At 40.7% G+C, this 19,808-nt stretch carries 19 protein-coding genes; 11 read left to right on the top strand and 8 right to left on the bottom strand.

Annotated features, from left to right (window positions below; translation table 11 throughout):
• The 4 genes from Q0192_RS15220 to pruA form a co-directional block, all read left to right on the top strand.
• A partial coding sequence (locus Q0192_RS15220; protein ID WP_299290636.1) for a hypothetical protein occupies positions 1-1,284 on the top strand: 1,284 nt, incomplete at its 5' end.
• Between the two features lie 155 nt (positions 1,285-1,439).
• Positions 1,440-2,225: an oxygenase MpaB family protein gene (locus Q0192_RS15215; RefSeq protein ID WP_299290634.1), complete on the top strand. Its 786-nt coding sequence runs from the start codon at positions 1,440-1,442 to the stop codon at positions 2,223-2,225.
• Positions 2,226-2,276: 51 nt separating this feature from the next.
• Positions 2,277-2,957, top strand: coding sequence for a cytochrome b/b6 domain-containing protein (locus tag Q0192_RS15210; RefSeq protein ID WP_299290632.1), 681 nt, complete (start codon positions 2,277-2,279; stop codon positions 2,955-2,957).
• A gap of 122 nt (positions 2,958-3,079) precedes the next feature.
• Complete coding sequence (pruA, locus tag Q0192_RS15205; protein WP_299290630.1) at positions 3,080-4,714, top strand: L-glutamate gamma-semialdehyde dehydrogenase; 1,635 nt, start codon at positions 3,080-3,082, stop codon at positions 4,712-4,714.
• A gap of 165 nt (positions 4,715-4,879) precedes the next feature.
• Here the strand turns inward: pruA and Q0192_RS15200 are convergent, their stop codons facing one another.
• Positions 4,880-5,737 carry a hypothetical protein gene (locus Q0192_RS15200; RefSeq protein ID WP_299290628.1) on the bottom strand — a complete coding sequence of 286 codons (858 nt, stop codon included), beginning with the start codon at positions 5,735-5,737 and terminating at the stop codon, positions 4,880-4,882.
• Positions 5,738-5,809: 72 nt separating this feature from the next.
• On the opposite strand from Q0192_RS15200, the gene Q0192_RS15195 reads away from it, so the two are divergent.
• Genes Q0192_RS15195 through Q0192_RS15175 form a run of 5 tightly spaced genes read left to right on the top strand, consistent with a single transcriptional unit; the run spans position 5,810 to position 9,822 of the window.
• Complete coding sequence (locus tag Q0192_RS15195; protein WP_299290626.1) at positions 5,810-6,562, top strand: sigma-70 family RNA polymerase sigma factor; 753 nt, start codon at positions 5,810-5,812, stop codon at positions 6,560-6,562.
• On the top strand, positions 6,559-7,854 hold the full coding sequence (locus Q0192_RS15190; RefSeq protein WP_299290624.1) for an outer membrane beta-barrel protein: 1,296 nt from the start codon (positions 6,559-6,561) through the stop codon (positions 7,852-7,854). Before Q0192_RS15195 ends, Q0192_RS15190 begins: the two co-directional genes overlap by 4 nt.
• 3 nt (positions 7,855-7,857) lie before the next feature.
• Positions 7,858-8,400: a YceI family protein gene (locus Q0192_RS15185; protein ID WP_299290622.1), complete on the top strand. Its 543-nt coding sequence runs from the start codon at positions 7,858-7,860 to the stop codon at positions 8,398-8,400.
• A gap of 26 nt (positions 8,401-8,426) precedes the next feature.
• A complete protein-coding gene (locus Q0192_RS15180; RefSeq protein ID WP_299290620.1) occupies positions 8,427-9,362 on the top strand; it encodes a DUF5777 family beta-barrel protein in 936 nt (311 codons plus the stop codon).
• A gap of 25 nt (positions 9,363-9,387) precedes the next feature.
• Complete coding sequence (locus tag Q0192_RS15175) at positions 9,388-9,822, top strand: Rieske (2Fe-2S) protein (RefSeq protein ID WP_299290618.1); 435 nt, start codon at positions 9,388-9,390, stop codon at positions 9,820-9,822.
• A 135-nt stretch (positions 9,823-9,957) separates the two neighbouring features.
• Here the strand turns inward: Q0192_RS15175 and Q0192_RS15170 are convergent, their stop codons facing one another.
• Positions 9,958-11,331 carry an MFS transporter gene (locus tag Q0192_RS15170; protein WP_299290616.1) on the bottom strand — a complete coding sequence of 458 codons (1,374 nt, stop codon included), beginning with the start codon at positions 11,329-11,331 and terminating at the stop codon, positions 9,958-9,960.
• 330 nt (positions 11,332-11,661) lie between these two features.
• On the opposite strand from Q0192_RS15170, the gene Q0192_RS15165 reads away from it, so the two are divergent.
• Positions 11,662-12,258 carry an NAD(P)H-dependent oxidoreductase gene (locus tag Q0192_RS15165; protein ID WP_299290614.1) on the top strand — a complete coding sequence of 199 codons (597 nt, stop codon included), beginning with the start codon at positions 11,662-11,664 and terminating at the stop codon, positions 12,256-12,258.
• Positions 12,259-12,441: 183 nt separating this feature from the next.
• Here Q0192_RS15165 and Q0192_RS15160 read toward each other — a convergent pair whose 3' ends face one another.
• The 6 genes from Q0192_RS15160 to Q0192_RS15135 form a co-directional block, all read right to left on the bottom strand.
• The gene (locus Q0192_RS15160) at positions 12,442-13,437 is read right to left on the bottom strand and encodes an aldo/keto reductase (RefSeq protein ID WP_299290612.1); all 996 of its coding nucleotides are present in this window, start codon (positions 13,435-13,437) and stop codon (positions 12,442-12,444) included.
• 121 nt (positions 13,438-13,558) lie between these two features.
• Positions 13,559-14,464: an AraC family transcriptional regulator gene (locus Q0192_RS15155; protein WP_299290610.1), complete on the bottom strand. Its 906-nt coding sequence runs from the start codon at positions 14,462-14,464 to the stop codon at positions 13,559-13,561.
• Between the two features lie 298 nt (positions 14,465-14,762).
• Positions 14,763-16,889 carry a xanthine dehydrogenase family protein molybdopterin-binding subunit gene (locus Q0192_RS15150; RefSeq protein ID WP_299290608.1) on the bottom strand — a complete coding sequence of 709 codons (2,127 nt, stop codon included), beginning with the start codon at positions 16,887-16,889 and terminating at the stop codon, positions 14,763-14,765.
• Between the two features lie 309 nt (positions 16,890-17,198).
• On the bottom strand, positions 17,199-17,861 hold the full coding sequence (gene can, locus Q0192_RS15145) for a carbonate dehydratase (protein ID WP_299290606.1): 663 nt from the start codon (positions 17,859-17,861) through the stop codon (positions 17,199-17,201).
• Positions 17,862-17,894: 33 nt separating this feature from the next.
• Positions 17,895-18,653 (bottom strand): YoaK family protein, encoded by a 759-nt coding sequence (locus Q0192_RS15140; RefSeq protein WP_299290604.1) that lies wholly within the window; start codon positions 18,651-18,653, stop codon positions 17,895-17,897.
• Between the two features lie 106 nt (positions 18,654-18,759).
• Complete coding sequence (locus Q0192_RS15135; protein WP_299290602.1) at positions 18,760-19,041, bottom strand: hypothetical protein; 282 nt, start codon at positions 19,039-19,041, stop codon at positions 18,760-18,762.
• Between the two features lie 226 nt (positions 19,042-19,267).
• On the opposite strand from Q0192_RS15135, the gene lpxK reads away from it, so the two are divergent.
• Positions 19,268-19,808 (top strand): tetraacyldisaccharide 4'-kinase (gene lpxK, locus Q0192_RS15130; RefSeq protein ID WP_299290600.1); only part of this gene is annotated, 541 nt, incomplete at its 3' end.

The following is a 19,808-nucleotide window of genomic DNA, read 5'->3' as shown; positions in this document are numbered from 1 at the left end:
GTACTAATCCCGGTGATGGCAGTTTCGACCGCACAACGCGCAATGCCGAAATCTTTAGGCTGGATTTTGGCAGGTTTGGGCTTGCTGCTGGTGGTTTTAATGGCGACCATCATCGGCGCCAGCGTAAGCGATGGTTTGTTAAGGCCCGGCGTAAACAGTTTGCCAAACGTCCGCAGAAAAAAATGGATTGGCGCAACAACAGCTTTTTTGATTTTGGCGCTGATGCTTTACGGCGGTTCTTCCTGGTGGAACAGTTGGAGCAGTAATTACACCAAATATATGTACCGGCCGCCGCTGGCCAAATCAAGCATTTTAAACTACGACCAGCAGCAGGTTTTACATTTTCAGGTTGATTCCAACTCGCTTAAAGCTGCCAAAAAGTCTATGAGTTTTATCGTGCCTGATCATGGCAAACTGATGCATTTGTTTATGGTGCGCGAAAACTCGCTGGATGTTTTTGCGCATCTGCATCCCTTTAGAAAAGACAGCTTAAACTATTTTGCCCTGCTGCCTGATTTGCCTGAAGGCCGGTATTTGGTTTTTGCAGATGTGGTGCGTTGGACTGGTTTTAACGAAACCATTGCCGATACGATTGATGTGCCGAAAAAAACACTGGTAAAAACAGCATCGGCAAAACTGTATTCAGCTTTTTTTCACGATCCGGATGATACTTATGTCATCTCCAACAGCATCAACAAAAACGTTGATAATTTCCCCGGAAAAACAACGCTGGTTTGCGGCATCCCCGGCGAAACGATGAAACTGGCGGATGGTTCTTCTGCCGTTTGGGAACATGCTGCCAACACGCCTTTTGAAGCCGGTAAAGTTTATCCTTTAACTTTTGCCATCCATGACCCAACTGGCGCAGCCGTAAAACTGGAACCTTATATGGGCATGATGGGCCACGCCGTTGTTTTAAAATACGATGGCTCGGTTTATATGCACCTGCATCCGGTCGGTGCTTTTTCGATGGCATCGCAGGAAATCTTGCAAAACCGGATGAAAGGCGACGAAAAAATCCCGGCCACGCCGGATGCAAACCGTTTCCGGGACAGTATTGACCGGGAAATCTCCAAAATCAGGAAAATGAACGAAACGGAACGCAACCGTTATTTGATGGCCTCGATGCCTAAAATGGATATGCCGAGCGATAAGCACAACAAAATGGATGCAATGGTTACGTTTCCTTACGCTTTTCCATCGGCAGGAAAATACCGGATTTGGGTGCAAATGAAACGCAACGGCCAAATTTTGAACAGTGCTTTTGACGCAACAGTGAAATAACTGCCTGATTTTAGGGTGGTAAAAGAAGCATTAGAAGAAGTTGGGAAAGTCAGAAAAGTCAGGAAGTTGGGAAAGTCAGGAAGTCCTGCGAATCAACAACAATTTTCTACCAAAACCCTGGGCGCACAAAATCCGGTTTCTATCGTTACAACAAAATGGAATTCTTCTCGCCAAAAGGCTCAATCGTATGCAAAATCTGGAGCAACGCCGATACCATTCTGTTTATTTTTGCAGGTGCATCGGCAGAATTTGCGTTGAACAAAGCAGTAGATTGGCTGTATTTTACGGGAAAATTGCCCGCCGATCCGCTGGGCAGGTTGTTTTCCACGGTAACTTATGCGCAGATGATTGTTTTTTCTGACTTGGACAAAGCCAATAAAGCAATCGACAAGATCACGGCGATACATGCAGAAGTGGAAGCAAACCGGCACGCGCAAATCCCGAATTGGGCGTACCGCGACGTATTGTTTTTGCTGGTTGATTATTCGGTCCGCGCTTTTGAATTGTTGTACCGAAAGCTTTCCTCCGCAGAAAAAGAAGACATCTACAACACTTTTTACCGCATGGGTTTGCGTATGAATTTGAAAGAACTGCCCCAAAATTACCAGGATTGGGTTTCCGTCCGCGAAGAACACCTGCTGCAGGATTTGGAGAAAAGCCGCTTCACCATTGATCTGTACAAACAATATAAAAAGCATTTGGGTCTTGCACGTTTTATCCTGCTAAAAGAAGTACAGGCGCAACTGGTTCCGCGAAAGGTTAGAAAATTATTAGGCTTGAGAAAGGTTTCTTTGCTGATGCTGATTGTGCCGCTTTACAAAATAAGCCGGAAGCTGCAGTTAGACCAGTTAGTGAAATCCTTAATCTTGCCAACAGCATACAAACCACAAATTAAAGCGTTGGATATAGCAGCAAACCATAATTATAGTATGAAAATTTAAATAACTTTTTTTCAACTGATACCTTGTTAAATTTTATATATCCGACAATTTATGGCCATTATCGAACCTGTAAAACAAGACCCGGCAAATCCGGATTTAACAAAAAGAAAATCTGCTGCATTGCGTTTATGGCATTGGTCAAACGCAATTATTATTTCCGGATCATTGATTACGGTCTTGATCAACTCAACCTTTTTGGACGACCGCAGCAACCAGTCTTTTTTAAAAACAGAACTGCAAAAAGGCGGAACAATTTTAAACGATCAACAAGCAAGAGTACTGGCGCATGCGCAAAGCGATGAAGTTTGGGGCATCCATATTTATTTCGGTTATTTTCTGGCGGCTTTTTTTGTGTTCCGGCTGGTGATGGAAATTTTTCAACCTAAAAACCAACGCTTTTTTGTAGGTCTAAAAGAAGTATACCGGCAATATTTTGTGCTTAAACAAAACACTTATTTAGCAAAACATGATCTGGCGGTAAAAATAATTTACTTAGGTTTTTATGGTTTGTTAACCATTATGGTCATCACCGGGCTTTCGCTTGCTTTTGAAGACGAACTGGCTCTTCCACGCCAATTGCATCACAACATTAAAGAAGTCCACGGGTTTTGCATGTACTTAGTTTTGGCATTTATTGCCGTGCATTTAGCAGGTGTTTTTTTGGCCGAGAGAGGCAAAGAGCCGGGGGTAGTTTCTAATATGATCAATGGCGGAAAGCCAGACCATGAATAATGCTTCTTTTGGCACACTAATTTTTATGTGGTAAAAGAAGCATCGGCCTAAACAGATTTGATAAGTTCCCGGCTTCGTGCCAAATCTTTAACTTTGCGCCTTCAATATCAAAACCAAACAGAATGCTAAAAGGATTTTTTAATATACCCGTGCCGGTTAACGAACCAGTTTTAAATTACGGGCCGCACAGTGTAGAAAGGGCGATGCTGAAAAAAGCACTCGAAAAAGCGCGTGCACAGGAAGTTGATTTGCCAATGTACATTGGCAGTGAGGAAGTAAGAACGTCAACCAAATTAGCAATCCGTCCGCCACATAATCATAAACATGTTTTAGGTTATTTTTCGGAAGGCGATGCAAGCCACGTACACGAAGCTATTGCTGCGGCATTATCAGCCAAAGAAGCTTGGGAAAACCTGGCTTGGGAACAACGTGCCGCCATATTTTTAAAAGCTGCGGATTTGATTGCCGGCCCTTACCGTTATAAAATTAACGCCGCAACCATGTTGGGGCAATCCAAAAATGCTTACCAGGCCGAAATTGATGCTGCCTGCGAACTAATTGATTTTCTCCGTTTCAACGTTTCTTACCTGGCCGATATTTATGCGCAGCAACCAGTTTCGGGAAAAGGTGTTTGGAACCGGGTAGAACAACGCCCGCTGGAAGGTTTCGTATTCGCGTTAACGCCTTTTAATTTTACCGCTATTGCCGGAAACCTTCCTGCATCTGCCGCAATGATGGGCAATGTGGTGGTTTGGAAACCGGCTTATCCGCAGGCTTATGCTGCAAACGTAATTATGCAGGTTTTTAAAGAAGCCGGTTTGCCGGATGGCGTGATCAACTTAATTTATGTGGACGGGCCGGTAGCCGGAGAAGTAGTTTTTAACCATCCTGATTTTGCCGGCATCCATTTTACCGGTTCTACCAAAGTTTTCCAAACTATCTGGCAAACCATTGGCAACAACATCCATAAATATAAATCGTATCCAAGAATTGTAGGTGAAACCGGCGGAAAAGATTTTATCCTCGCCCACAAAAGTGCCCATCCTGATATCGTTGCTACGGCCATCGTTCGCGGCGCTTTTGAATATCAGGGACAAAAATGTTCGGCTGCTTCACGCGCTTATCTGCCGAAATCTTTATGGCCCGACATCAAGGAAAAAGTTTTGGCTGATTTGGCAACCATCAAAATGGGGCCGGTAGAAGATTTTGAAAACTTTGTAAACGCGGTAATTACCGAACAATCTTTTGATAAACTGGCAAAATATATTGATGCGGCAAAAGAAGCACCGGGTGTAGAAATTATCGCTGGCGGAAACTACGACAAAACGAACGGTTATTTTATCGAACCGACCATTATCAAAACCAACGACCCAAAATATGTAACGATGTGCGAAGAATTGTTTGGTCCGGTTTTAACAGTTTTTGTGTATGAAGATGAGGAATACGAGGCAATTATGCAGGTGATTGATACCACTTCTCCGTATGCTTTAACCGGTGCAGTCATTGCCACTGATCGGTATGCCATCGAAAAGGCAACTCACAAATTGCGCAATGCAGCCGGAAACTTTTACATCAACGATAAACCAACCGGAGCCGTAGTTGGCCAGCAGCCTTTTGGCGGTGCCAGAGGTTCCGGAACGAATGATAAAGCTGGCTCGATGATCAATTTATTGCGCTGGGTTTCGCCAAGAACGATCAAAGAAACTTTTGTCCCGCCGGTAGATTACCGGTATCCGTTTTTGGATCGCGAGTTGTAGGGATTTTGGGAAGTCTGGTTGTGAGGCTCGACTTTCCTGTTCAATTTTACTGCAATCCCAAACCATACAATTAAAGCGATCTTCTAAAGCGATCTTCAAAAAAATGCTTTTTTTACCACACAAATTTTAGTGCGGTAAAAGAAGCATATCAACACAATTAAAAAACTAATTGGGGGCAACCGGACTGTTAAGATTAACAATTGGCCAAACGCCAGGAGAAGGCACACTTACGCCTGTTGTTCCACCGCGAACACCATTATCACTTATGTAATAATACATTGGCCAGCCTTTGTAAACCAATTGTGTTTTGCCAAACACGGTAATTACATCAAATTGTGTTTTATCTAATATTGACGGAACACTTTGCACCGCATCAACTTTGTAAATTGGCCAAATGGCATCGTTGCTAAAATCGGCTTTGGTGTAATTGTTCTTCTTAAATTTATCAGGTGTAAAAGCATAAAGCGTACGGCCGTAGGCATCAGTAAGGTACTGGCTTATTTCTTTTCCCGGTTTGCTTAAACTGGTATATTGTACGCCGTCTTTCCCAACCAATTGCGCATTGCCAAGCATCACCGTGTAATCGGCTTTGGCAACAAACCACAGTTTTTCCAAGCCATCGCCGGTTACATCGCCTGCTTTGGCATCTCCGGTATAATAATAAATAGGCCAGCCTTTGTACGTGTTTTGTTTGCTGCCGTCAGCGCGGGTAATGGTTGCAAAATCAGTGGCTGTTAAACCTGTGCCAATTGTTGGCGCATCTTTGTAAAATGGCAGCCAGGTTAAGGCGCAACCATCGTTACAGGCAGAAGTCCCGCTAACATCCATGGCAAAAAAATACAATGTTTTTCCGTTGTTATCGGTTAAAACGTTGCCAAATTTGTCATTGGCTGTTAATTGTACGCCGGTAACTACGAGTGGCGCAGTCGGACTTGTGGCCGTTTTTTTACAAGCTGTAGTAAATAAAACCAATACTAAAGCGATAGCAGTAGCGAGGCGGGGTTGTTTGTTAAGTTTCATCATTGCAGAGATTTAGTTAGTTAAAGTTTATAATCGTTACGCCCCAAAATCCCGAATGGTTGCTTCTAAAGCAAAATGTTTTTATTCCTGTTGCCAATCACAACCCCACGCAAAAAAAAATTTAATAGCAGGCAACCTTTTGGCAAAAACATCCGTGATACTTATAAATTCGACCAAATTTTATTGCAACTGATGCCTCGAACTGAAGCAGAATTACAAGAACTGATATCGGGCTGTTTGAAGCAAGATAGAAGAGAGCAAAAAATGTTGTACAAAACGTTTTATGGTTTTTCTATGAGCATTTGTTTGCGCTACGCAGGCAACCGTTACGAAGCTGCAGAAATTATGAACCAGGGCTTTTACAAGGTTTTTACGCATTTGGACAAATACGATTTAAGCAAGCCGTTTAAAGCCTGGATTGGCCGGATTATGATGAATACGGCGATAGATTATTACCGCAGCAACTTAAAATTGGCTTATGCGGACGACATCGAAAAAGCGGAAGATGTGGCCAACGAAGATTTTTCGGACAGGAAGTTGCTCTATAATGATTTGCTTGCGCTGATACAAAGCCTGCCTCATGCTTACCGAACCGTTTTTAATTTATATGCGATTGAAGGATATACGCACGAAGAAATTGGCGATTTACTGGGCATCAGCGCAGGAACATCAAAATCAAATTTGTTTAAAGCAAGAGATAAGCTAAAGAAAATGATTAAAGGTGCAGACGGACGAGACAGCAACATCAAAGGAAATAATTACGCTACCATTGTGGCTATCAACCCTGCAACCTTTAACGTTATTTATTTTAACAGATTTTTAGAATGAAAGCTTCTGATGAACATAATTTAGATCGCCAGTTTAGGGAAGGGTTAACCGGACCTAACGGAGATGTTGAGTTTAGGGAAGAAGACTGGGCCGCCATGGAAGATTTGTTGGATAAAAAACGGCGCAAAAAACCCGTGCCCGTTTGGCTTTACTGGTTTTGCGGAAGTGTAGCGGCTGTTTTTCTGTTGTTTTTTGGGTGGAAGCTTTTAAACCCGGTTATCCCGCCAGTTAATAAAATAGGAAAAACGCCTGTAAAAAAAGTAGTTCCGGTGATCGAAAATAAAGCTGAAGGACGTAATAAAATCGAAAGAAACAATCAGGAAACGATAGCTGCCAACCATCAGCATAAAATAGTAACCGATGGAAGTTTTGGTGATGAAGCCAAAAAAACAAGGCATAAAAACAGCATCACACAAAAAAGTACTTCGAATGCTTCCGATAAAATTTTGGTTGAAAATAAATCAACGGGAAATAAACCAAATGTAGCTGATAACAATACTGATGCTTCTTTTAGCAACCAAAAATCAGCAGCAGAAAAGCGTGCAGAACTGGCGGCAACCAGCGTAACAATCATCAATACAAAACAAAACTTATTGAGCAACCAAGCGGTAAAATTTGATACTTCTTTTATGGATAGAAATTTAGCAAAAGCAAAAGTTGCATCAGCAAAGGAGAAAAAAACAACAAAAACAATTGTTAAACGCGCACCTACGTTTTCTCTGGCAATTTTAACCGCGCCGGATGTAAACGGTGTTGGCTCTTTTACAGGAAGCAAAGTTGGCACGAATGCAGGTTTGCAACTTTCAGTACAGTTTGCCAAAAAATGGAGTGTTACAACAAGTGCTGTTTATGCCGCTAAACCTTACAGTATAAGCATCGAACAATATCAAACGGCGGCCACTTTTAAAGGTAAACAGGGAATGGTTGCTGCTGATTGTAAAGTACTGGACATCCCAATCAATATTAATTATCAGGTTTATAGTAAAAATAAAAACGCATTTGCTGCCGGTGCCGGGCTGTCTTCTTATTTCATGTTAAAGGAAAATTACAACTTGCATTTTACAGATAATACCTCCATTGATTTAAACGTAACTAACCAGAACAAGCACATTTTAAGCATATTAAACCTTAATACTACTTACCAACGTAAGGTTAGTTCTAACTTAAATTTATTAGTGCAGCCCTATTTAAAACTACCCTTAACATCAATTGGCTTAGAACGTGTTAAACTGCAATCGGCAGGTGTGGCAATAGGTATAGGGTGGAATTTTAGCTCGATAAAAACCAAATAACTAATGAAACATATCGCTTTTATTTTACTTGCCTGGTTAAGCTACCAGGCAGGGCAGGACACTTATGTCTGCAAAAATGCCAAAATCAGTATCTTTTCTAAAGCGCCGCTGGAAGATATTGATGCCGCTTCCAACAAAGGAACGTCTGTTTTTAACGCCGCCACCAACGAAATTGCTTTTAGTGTGCCGATGCGTTCCCTGCAGTTTCAAAAATCGTTGATGCAGGAACACTTTAACGAGAACTACATGGAAAGTGATAAATATCCAAATGCTTCTTTTAAAGGGCAAATTCAGGAAAAGTTTGATTACTCAAAAAACGGCATTTATGTGGTAAATGTAAAAGGCGTTTTGGATGTGCATGGTGTAAAACAGAACCGAACTATCCCCGGAAAAATAACGATAAATAATGGCGTGGTAAGCATCACGGCCGGATTTGATGTGCAATGCAAAGACCATAAAATAGAGATACCAAAATTGGTTTTCGAAAAAATAGCCGAAACCATCCATGTACAAGTTGCGGCAACTTATACAGCCCTTAACACATAAGTTAACCAAAACCTAAACTTAACCTGATGCGAAAAATTTTATTTTTAACCAGTTTGATGTTGTCTGTTTGTTTTGCACAAGCCCAGCAAACGCAGTCAAGCAACACCGATTCTTTGCTCAACTCTTTAACCAGCACAAACGAAGCAGAGCCGGTAATAGCAGCTTTTAAGTCAACCCGGCTCATCCTCACACCAACCACCGAAACTAACAAAAAGAAGAATTTAAATTTTATGGTGGTGCATCGTTTTGGCGATGTTGCAGGTGCGGCAGGAGGCGGCAAAACTTTGTATGGCTTTGATAACTCGTCCGACATTTATATTGGTTTTGAGTACGGCCTCACCGATAACCTGGATATTAATTTTGGCCGAAGCAAGTACGAGCAATTGCTGGAGTTAGGCTTTAAGTACAGTTTGCTGCACCAAACATCCAACAACAGTATGCCGGTTGCGCTTACGTTGCTGGCAAATGCTGGTTTAAAACCTTACCAGGTTACCACGAACGTGTTTGATGATTACACGAACCGCTTATCGTATTTTTATCAGGCTATTTTTTCGAGGAAGTTTTCTTCAAGGCTATCGCTTGAAGTTGCACCTTCTTTTTTGAGAGACAACCTGCCGTTTCCGTACATCAATGGTAACGAAAAAAATATTTTTGCCTTATCAGCAGCAGGCCGGTTTAAGGTAACCAAACACATGGGCATTGTGCTGGATTATGCCCATCCTTTTTCTTCTTTCAGGCGAAATAATACCAGCACGCCATTTTATGACCCGTTAGGCGTTGGCATCGAAATTGAAACTGGTGGCCATGTTTTCACCATGAATTTTACCAATGCCGAAGCTATTTCTCCCATTAATTACCTCAGCAGTACAACTTCAAACTGGGCAAAAGGACAATTTAGGTTTGGCTTTAACATCGCCCGGGTTTTTGATTTAGACCACAAACATAAAGGCACTTACAAATAGCATAATTCAATTTAAAACTTTAAACATGGAAAGAAAAGAGTTTTTATCGGCATTAAGTATCAGTTTGGCAGCAGTTTGCGTCGGCTGTAGTTTGGCTTCCTGCGGCAGTACGCCCAAAAGCGAAGATCCGGCACCTAAACCAACCACGCCTACGGGCAGCCTGGCTACCATTAACCTGGCTACGGATTTACCAAAAGTTGGTGATTCTAAAGTACTTAACGGGATTATTATTGTGAGGTTGGCGCAAAGCAATGCACCATCATCTTTTTCTGCCGTACAAGTAGCATGTACCCATCAGGGAACTCCTGTTAATTATAACACCGCTCAGGGTATTTTTATTTGCCCCAACCACGGCAGTAAGTTTAGTACCACCGGTGCCGTATTGTTAGGCCCGGCAGCAGTAGCATTAAAGCAATATACTGTGGTCATAACGGGAAGTACTTTAACTGTTTCGGCCTAAGTTTTTGGCACGGTAAAAGGAAAAGTATTAAGTTGATTTTAAAAGCACAGGTACGTTGAAAAACTAACTGGTACTTTTTTATGCCGATAAAAGAAGCATTGGTTTTTATGCTGATAATTTACTTAAAAATCTACTTTAAGCGCTTTGCTTGTCGGTTTCATCTTGAACGAAAAAAACCGATCCGGCAGAAAGAAAAAGGAAAACACCGGCCATTACCAAAGCATAAATAGGTTGATCATTAAAAAGATGTTTTACAATCAGGCCACCAACCACACCATTTAAAATTTGAGGGATGGTAATGGTAAAATTAAATATCCCCATGTAAACACCAACTTTGGTAGCCGGGATAGAGCTGGATAAAATGGCATAAGGAATGGCCAACACACTTCCCCAAGCCAAACCAATACCCACCATCGGTAAAATAAGCAGGTATTGGTTTTGGATGAAAAGCAACGAAATTAAACCCAAACCACCCATAACGAGTGCAAAAGCGTGCATTTTTTTCCGGCTCACTTTAGTCAGGATTTTAGGCAGAAGCAAAGCGTACACAGCCGAAACAGCATTGTAAACACCAAACAAAATGTCAACCCAGTTAGCTGCATTGTTATAATCTGCAGACGAAGTATCGCCTGCTTTGATGTGAAAAACATGGGCTGCAATTGCCGGCGTGGTAAAAACCCACATCGAAAAAAGCGCATACCAGGAAAAAAATTGCACCACTGCCAATTGCTTCATGGTTTTTGGCATGTGCACCAGGTTGTAAAAAACTTCGGCCATACCGCTTTTCTTTTCTTCGCCTTTTTCTTTTTCAATTTCCTCCGCATGAAAACTGTCGTATTCTTCCGGAGGAAATTCTTTTGTCCTGAATACCGTCCATAACACGCTAGCAATCAACACAACTGCACCTGCATAAAAAGAGTAGATCAGGTTGTGCGGCGCGATTCCCTGTTTCGCGGTTTTTGCAATGCCAAACCAATTTGCCAATACATAAGGCAGCAACGAACCAATAATAGCGCCCACGCCAATAAGTGAAGTTTGGATGGAAAAGCCTTCGTTGTGCTGTTCTTCGGGCAAATCATCAGCAACCAAAGCCCTAAAAGGCTCCATCGAAACATTAAAAGAAGCATCCATAATCATCAACGTGCTGGCGCCAATCATCACCGGCGGCAGTATGGCTGCCAACACAGAGGCATTGGGCATAAAAGCCAATGCTAAAGCAGCAAGGATAGCCCCGGTTAAAAAATAAGGTTTGCGGCGACCTAATTTTGTCCAGGTTTTATCACTGTAATGACCGATAATGGGTTGTATAATCATACCAGTAAGCGGTGCTGCCAGCCAAAACCAGGTTAAATGTTCTACATCAGCGCCAAAAGTTTGCAAAATCCGGCTCGCATTTCCCGTTTGCAAGGCAAAACCCATTTGAATGCCCAGAAACCCGAAACTTAGGTTAAACATCTGCCAGAAATTCATTCTTGGTTTTTGGGCAGCTTTTTTTGGGGCCTGTTCCATTATACTCGTATTTAGTATGATTTATAACCCCTCAAAATTTATTTGTTTGCTTTTTAATTTTATTTATGTTGATAAAAGTTTAACCAAGCCTGTAGCTCAATTTAATGAACCTGCGGTTTTCCATCACACGATAACAAACGCCGATGCTTCTTTTACCGGCATAAAATCAGTGTGGGTTTTAATTGATTTGGCTTGAACTGTTGTTGCTTGTTTCGGTCAACCATAGGTCATATTGCCGCGATATTAAACGATACCGTCATTCCTTTTAAAAACCCGATTTTATTACTGTTAAATATATTATGTTTGTGACAACATTAAATGTTATAACACATGAAAATATTAAATCTTATTTCGAGCCCGCGCGGTGGCGCTTCTTTTAGCATCAAATTAGCTGATGCCATTATCCAAAAACTACAAGCTGCCAATACTGGTAGTACAGTAAAGGTTCATAATTTAGTAAAAACGCCTTTTCCGCATTTGGAAGAAGTGCATTTAAACTCGTTTTTCACCCCAAAAGAAAACCACAGCCTGGAGCTTACCGAAGCCATTAAACATTCTGACGAAGCCATTGCAGAGATAACAGATGCTGATGTGATTGTAATAGGCGTGCCATTGTACAATTTTGGTATCCACTCTACTTTAAAAGCCTGGATTGATCACATTGCACGTGCTGGCGTAACTTTTCAGTACACCGCGAACGGTCCGGAAGGATTAATTAAAAACAAAAAGGTTTACCTGGCCATTGCTACCGGCGGTGTTTATTCTGAAGGCCCTATGAAAACTTATGATTTTACTGAACCTTATTTGCGTACGATTTTAGGTTTCCTCGGTATGACAGATGTTACGGCATTTAGGGTAGAAGGCGTAAACATGCCCGATTTGAAAGATCAGGCACTTGAAAAAGCGATAGCAAGCATTGCTATCTAAAGTCAGTTTTCGTATAAAGCGTTAACAAAACAAGCTGGTAAATTACTGGCTTGTTTTGTTACAATTATCTTAGCTTTATAAAATTTCCAATCGGTTTGAAATTTCCAATCCCGATAATGCTTCTTTTATCACTATAAATTTGTGAAAGCTGATTTTTAAACTTCATGCTGCAACAAAATTAAGTTAGCGTTTAAACAAACCATTCTTGTCAATATTTAATTTTTCTAACATATAAGAACTAGTTGCCTCCGACATTGGAAATATTTGTTCAATCCTCTTTATATCAGCATCGCTAAGATCAACATCTATTACCTTTACAACATCGTTTAATTGAGCAGGTGTTTTTGCTCCTACAATAGTCATCACATCTTCTCCCTTCGATAATACCCAGGCGATCGCCAGTTGAGATAGCGTGATGCCTTTTTCGTCAGCAATTTCCTTTAGTGCGTCCATCCTTAAAAGTTTATTGCTTAATAGATCAACCGCATCAGGAGACATCCTTTTACCTAAATTGGCTAATTTTTCTTGCGGTGCAGTTCCACCGATTAACCCGTTAAAAAGCACACCAAAAGCAACTACGCCAATCCCTAACTGTTGTGCAGCAGGTAAAAGGTCGGCTTCAATGCTACGATTAAGCAGAGAGTATTGAACTTCTACCAAACTGATTGGGTATGTAGCATTTGCCTTTCTCAAAGTTGCTGCATCCACTTCCGAAATACCTACATTTTTTACGTGTCCAGCTTTAACCAAATCAGCTACTGCACCAATCGTTTCTTCTACCGGAATATTGGAGTCAATCCGGGCAGGTTGATAAAGATCTATATAATCTGTACCAAGCCTTTTTAACGTGTAGCCGAGGTAGTTTTTTACTGCTTGCGGACGTACATCTAAACCATACATACGCCCGTCCAATCCAGTCATGGCTCCAAACTTTACAGATATAAATACCTCTTCCCGTTTCCGGGATTTTAAGGCTTCTTTAATAAGCATCTCACCTGCGCCGCTACTGTAAAAATCTGCGGTATTTAAAAAAGTAATGCCAGCGTTTAAAGCAGCATGTATGGTAGCAATGCCTTCGGTTTGAGATTTTGAATCAGCAGCTATCCCGGTGCCGCCTAAACCGATACGGGAAATTCTCAAACCGTTGGTTTTAATGTTCAAACTTTTCAAATATTTCATATTTTATCTTTTATAATTAAGCGTCTGTGTTTTAACAAGAGCAAAATTATCACGGTAAAAGCAATGATATCGGTAATAATCAAATTAAAAGCGGTACAAATCCAACAAAAGACTTGCAGATTTACAGCGAGTTGGACGAAATTTTTTTCATTTCAGAACGATATTCGAGTACACTTTTTCCGGTAGATTTTTTAAAAAGTTTAGAAAAATAGCCCGGATCGGTATAACCCAAGCTCCAAGCTAATTCTTTTGTAGACAGATCAGTAAAATAAAGTTTTCGCTTAGCTTCCAAAATAAGCCGGTTGGTAAGAAATTCTTTAGGCGAATTGCCCGTTCGGTTCTTTACCAATTGGTATAATGTATTTGCATTTATGCTTAAAGCCTGTGCGATTTTTTCTATAGTTGGTTGTTGCTGAAACGATTCTTCAATGTATTGTTTGAACTTGATAAACAAAGAAAGATTATTTTGTAATTGTACAGGTTTTTGCAAATGCTTAAAATAGGCAAAATTGCATTCTGTTAATAACACATGTAAATAGCTAATAACCAAATTTGTTTCCAAATTTTTATCTTCTATAACCTCAAACAGGAGCTTAAAAACAGCTACTACTCTTTCTTTTGAATGTTCATCTAAGTGGATAATGTTGGAATCAAAAGGATTAACAAAAAAATTGAAAAGCGTTGGAAAGTAGCTTAACAATTCTTTTCCAAAACTTATTTTGTAAAATTCGGCATCAGAAGAATTTAGCAAAGGTTTTGTGTGAATGAGTTCTGGCGTTACAAACAAAATTTGATTTTCGGAAACAATAACTTCGTTCCAATCTATCCTATGTTCTGATGAACCTTTTAAAACAAGCTGAATAAAAAAGAAATTCTTCCGAACAGGTTTATTTAACTCCTGCTGAATATTTTTTGGTAGCTGTATAGAATGATGCGAAAACAACCATAGTGGTAATCTACCATGTTGACTGATTCTATCCAAAATGGCTGCTTTTTCATTCTGTTTATCAGTATTTAAAAGTGCCATTTATATAATTATTGTTTAACATTTAATCATACTTCTTTTAACTGCATAAAAAATATTTAGCAAACTCTTCGGATGTTTGATTTAATTGCGCACAACTGTCAAAATAAACTTTTTCATTAAGAGCCTGTTTAAATTTCTATCATAAAAATTTATAATGCTTTTTTTATGCCTGTAAATTTTTGTTTTTAAGATATTGTTCCAATATAAAAAAGTACAATGAAGCAATGAATTTTATGCGGTAAAAGAAGCATGGCAAATAAGTTAAACAAAATTTAAACAGGCTGTAAGCATTAAAAATTTACAATAGTTTATCAGGCGTGATAGGTAAATCTCTCACCCGTTTGCCGGTTGCATTAAATACAGCGTTGGCAACTGCTGCTGCAACACCTACAATAGATACTTCCCCAATTCCTTTTGAACCCATTGGGTTGGTAATAGGGTCTTTTTTATCAATAAAAATTGCTTCGATTTGCGGCACATCGGCATTGGTAGCAACATGGTAATCTCCAAGGTTACTGTTTACGTATTTGCCAAAACGATGATCAAGCACGCCTTCTTCCATTAACGCCATGCCAATCCCCCAAACCACTCCTCCAATAATCTGGCTGCGTGCGGTAATAGGATTTAGGATTTTCCCGCCATCAACCGCCGAAACTACCCGTTTTACTTTAACCATACCTGTTTGAGGATGCACCCGCACTTCAACAAAATGTGTACAAAAGGCGTGAGCAGAATATTTACCTGAATTGGAAGAACGACCGGATTCGTGGGTAATTTCAAGATAAGGCAGGTTATGATCCTTTAATATTTTTGCATAATCGAGTGATAAACCACTTTCATTCCCGGCCATTTGGGTAAATTGTTCTTTTAAAATTGTACAAGTATCATAAACTGCCGAACCAACGGATGAAGTTGTCATAGAACCGTATTCGCCCGGCGCAGCAGGCATAGCAGAATTGCCCAATTCAAACTTAATGCGCTCAACCGGAATATCAATTACAGAAGAAGCAATTTGAACCATTACAGTTGCTGTGCCTGGCCCCATATCGCTGGTTGCACTTTGGATCAAAAGTGTTCCGTCTGCACTTAACCTGGCTTTTGCGGTGCAGTTTGCCCGTGCCGCATGGTAAGCGCCACTTGCAACACCATATCCAACCAACCAGCCATTATCCGTTAAAGTGCCCGGTTTCTGGTTACGCTTGTTCCAACCAAACTGCGCCGCTCCCTGTTCATAACATTCGTACAGGTACTTGCTAGACCAGGGCAAGTTACTATCCGGGTCTTTCTGGGCGTAATTTCTTTTCCGTAACTCTAAAGGATCCATATTTAATGCAAAGGCCAGTTCATCTACGGCTGATTCCAAGGCGTATACACCTGTTGTTTCTCCTGGCCCACGCGTATAAATTGGCGTACTCAAATTAAGCTGGGTTAACCTGTATTGCGTGTTTACGTTAGGGCAATCGTACAAAAAACTGGTTGTTGCGGTTATCCCTTCTGTAAATTGCTCATAAGTTGATGTTTCTCCGATAGCTTCATGCGTAATGCCAATCAGCTTACCATCAGCAGAAGCGCCCATGCCAATTTTTTGTATGGCCGGCGAGCGATAACCCACCATCGTAAACATTTGTTGGCGGTCTATAACCACTTTTAAGGGCTTGCCTATTATTTTACCGGCAATTAAAGTAGCTTTTGCAAACGGCCAAAGTGGCGAACCACTGCCAAATGCGCCTCCAATCACCTTTGAATAAACTTGAACGTTTTGCTCAGGAAGATTGAACAGCTTCATAATATCCTGTTGCATACTTTTTATGGCTTGCGCTTTGGTGTAGATGGTTACCTTGTCTCCTTCCCAAAAAACCGTTGCCGCAAAAGGCTCCATGGCGTTGTGCACATGTATTGGTGTGGTATATTCTGCTTCTATTTTTACAGGAGCAGAACGATAAGCATAAGCTTCACCGCGTGTATAGTCCCTTCGTTCTCCGTTAGCAGGCTTGTGCGTGTTTTTAGAATTGGCAGCAATGCTTGTTTGGTGGTCTTGCTGCTGATAAGTTATTTTAACTAATGATGCACCATATTGGGCACGCTCAAAAGTATTGGCTATTACCAATGCAACAGGTTGCCCGTTAAAATAAACTTTATCGTCTGCAAAGGGTTTAATTTGTGCTTTGGTAACTTTTGTTCCGCCTCTTTCATCAGAAATATCCAACCCATTTAAATGCGACAAAACCCTGATTACGCCCGGTGCTTTTTCGGCAGCCTTGCTGTCAATAGCCGTAATTGTTCCTTTTGCAATTGTAGAACTTACCAACACGCCGTAAACAAGGCCGGGCAAATGGTATTCTGCAGCATATTGGATAGCGCCGGTTACTTTTAAACGGCCGTCAACCCTTTTAATTCCATCATTTTTTGCTACGTCTGCTTTCATCGTTAAATAATCTTGCTTAGTTTTTTCGATACTTCTTTTATGGCCAATTTTTTAGGCTGATAATCAAACCTATTATTGAAAATATTAACCGCTCGATACGAAATTAAATGTAGCGTATTTTTTGTAAAAATGGCTAAGCTAAAAATAGCTTTTTGAGTAACTTACTGCAGCTTTTTAATGTAAATTTCTTGTTGTGATTACAATGAACGTTAGAAGTATAAAATTACGTACTTCTTTTACGGGTATAAAAACAGTAACAAAAAACGCCCGACAGATTTGCCGGGCGTTTTTTGTTATAAACATTCAAACTTACGTTAACTTAAAAACTTCCTGCAAAGTATCATTATTGCTGATGCTTACATTCATATCCGTAATCAGGCCGGTTTCTAAAGAATAAACCCAGCCGTGAATACTTAAATCCTGCCCGTTTCTCCAGGCATTTTGTACAATAGAGGTTTTAGTGATATTATCTACACTTTCAATCACGTTAAATTCTACCAAACGGTCGGCACGTTCTTTTTCATCTGCAATGGCATCCAACTCCGCAGCGTGCAACCGGTAAACATCTTTAATGCAGCGCAGCCAGTTGTCTATAATGCCAAATTGTTTGTTAGTCATGGATGCAATAACGCCGCCGCAGCCATAATGACCGGTAATGATTACATGTTTTACTTTTAACACGTTTACCGCATAATCTAAAACCGAAAGCATATTCATATCAGTATGTACCACAACGTTAGCAATGTTGCGGTGTACAAATATTTCTCCCGGTTTTGTATTGGTGATCTGGTTGGCCGGCACGCGGCTATCGGCGCAGCCAATCCATAAAACGGGCGGTTTTTGTCCGTTGGCCAGTTTGGTAAAATATTCCGGGTCTTCTTTCAAAGCCCTTTCTACAAATATTTTATTGCCTTCCAGCAGGCTTTCATAAGAGATATGGCTTGTATCGTGGATTTGGTTTTCAGTGTTCATAAATTTTTTTATTTAGGCCAAATGGCCGTATGGTTAAACATTAACAGATGGTTTATTTTTAAATGGGTACACCAGGAACTTGGTAAATTTGTGAAAAAGTACGGCAGATATATCGTAGTACAAAATGGTCAGCAAAATAAACGGGATAAAGTAAAAGATGCGGAAATCGTACCGTTCGAAAAAATAGCCGCCTAAAATACCGCCGATTAAGTAGAAGCACAAAATGGTCAAACGAATCATCAGCTTTTGTTTGATTGCCCCTGCCTGGCCTTTTGCCGCATGCAGGTATTCAGAAAGCTCGCCGCCCAAATCGGTAAACAGCCCGGTTAAATGTGTTGTTTTGACCAGCCCGCCCGAAATGGTAGAAACCAGCCCGTTTTGCAGCCCCATCGAAAACAACATCGTGCCAATAATCAGTTCGCGCTCCAACTGTGTTTCGGTATAATAATTATGCCCGTAAACCGCTACTACAAACAGGATGATGACTTCGATAAAAATAGGCACGGCATGTGCACGGTAACTGCCTCTGTTGCTATAAGCTTTGGTAATAAAGTTGGCCGTAAAAGCACCTAATAAAAACAGCAGCAGCCATAACGTATAAACCAAAATATCGTGGTGCTCTTTGTTCACAATTTTGCGGGCCAGCATGGCCACATGGCCGGTAATATTGCTGGTAAAAGACAGAAACGCAATTACGCCCGCCACATTGGTCATGCCGGCAACAAACGCCGTAGAAGAAGCCAGCATTAAGTTATCTTTAAGCGTGCGTTCTTCTTTCGCTTTTCTTAACATAAAATTAAAAATTAAGGTATTAAATTAAACGCTTGCAATAAATGTTTGTGCCGAAAAACAGCTATGCAATTAACCGGTTTTCAGCAAAAAATATAACAAATATAATTTAAGCAGCGTTGGGCGGCGGCGTTAAAACGGGCGGAAAATGGGTTTGCTTAAACAGGCTGGTCTGCTGTTTGTAAAGCATATTAACCCGGGTTACAACAGGAAAAAACTCGTAGGTAAATACGAAGGCTTCATCGGCAGCTTTTTTGGTTTTGATGATTGACTCTTTAGAATCCGAAGGTTTTTCGTCGTCTTTTTCCTGATCAATCAATGCCGCCGGTTTGGTTTGTTTTGAAAAATGGCCGATAAAAACAGCAGTTGCCGGAACCGATACCTTGACCATCAGGATCAAAATAAAGCACAAACAAACAGATATTTTAAAAGCCTTGTCCAGCATAATAGTGCAAAATAACAAAAATCCTTCGCTTTCAGTTCGGTACAAACATATAATTAAACAGGCAAAGCCAGCGTAAGTATTTATATTTTACTTTTGTTTGATAAAAAAAGATACATAAATAATCGCGGTACTTGCAAAAAAGCAAATTTTAAAGAAGTTTTATTTGAAGTTGATGCCTTATTTCCGTTACTTGCTGCTTCCTTTTTCCTGGGTTTACGGTTTGGTTGTTATCATTCGGAATTATTTTTACGATACAAAAATCTTCAAAAGCAATAAATTTGACCTACCCATAATTGTCATCGGGAACTTGGAAGTTGGCGGCGCAGGCAAAAGCCCAATGACAGAATTTCTGATCCAAACTTTAAAACCAAACTTTAAAATTGCCACGTTAAGCCGCGGTTACGGCCGCAAAACAAAAGGCTTTTTTTATGCCGATAAAAACAGTATGGCCGAAATGATTGGCGATGAACCGCGCCAGTTCAAACAAAAGTTCCCCAATATTACCGTTGCCGTTTGCGAAAGCCGCGTTTTTGGTGTCGAAAAATTGCAGCAGGAACACGATGTAATTTTGCTAGATGACGCCTTTCAGCACCGTGCCTTGGAGCCTGGTTTTAGTATTTTATTGTTTGATTATGGCAAGCTCGGCCAACCTCGTTTTTTGCTTCCCGCAGGAAATTACCGCGAACCTTTTTCGGGTAGAAAGCGTGCGGATG

Origin of the sequence: uncultured Mucilaginibacter sp., assembly GCF_937859865.1 — a bacterium.
Lineage (GTDB): Bacteria > Bacteroidota > Bacteroidia > Sphingobacteriales > Sphingobacteriaceae > Mucilaginibacter_A.
The sequence above is the reverse complement of the archived record's forward strand: the minus strand, read 5'-3'. Positions and strand labels throughout refer to the sequence as shown.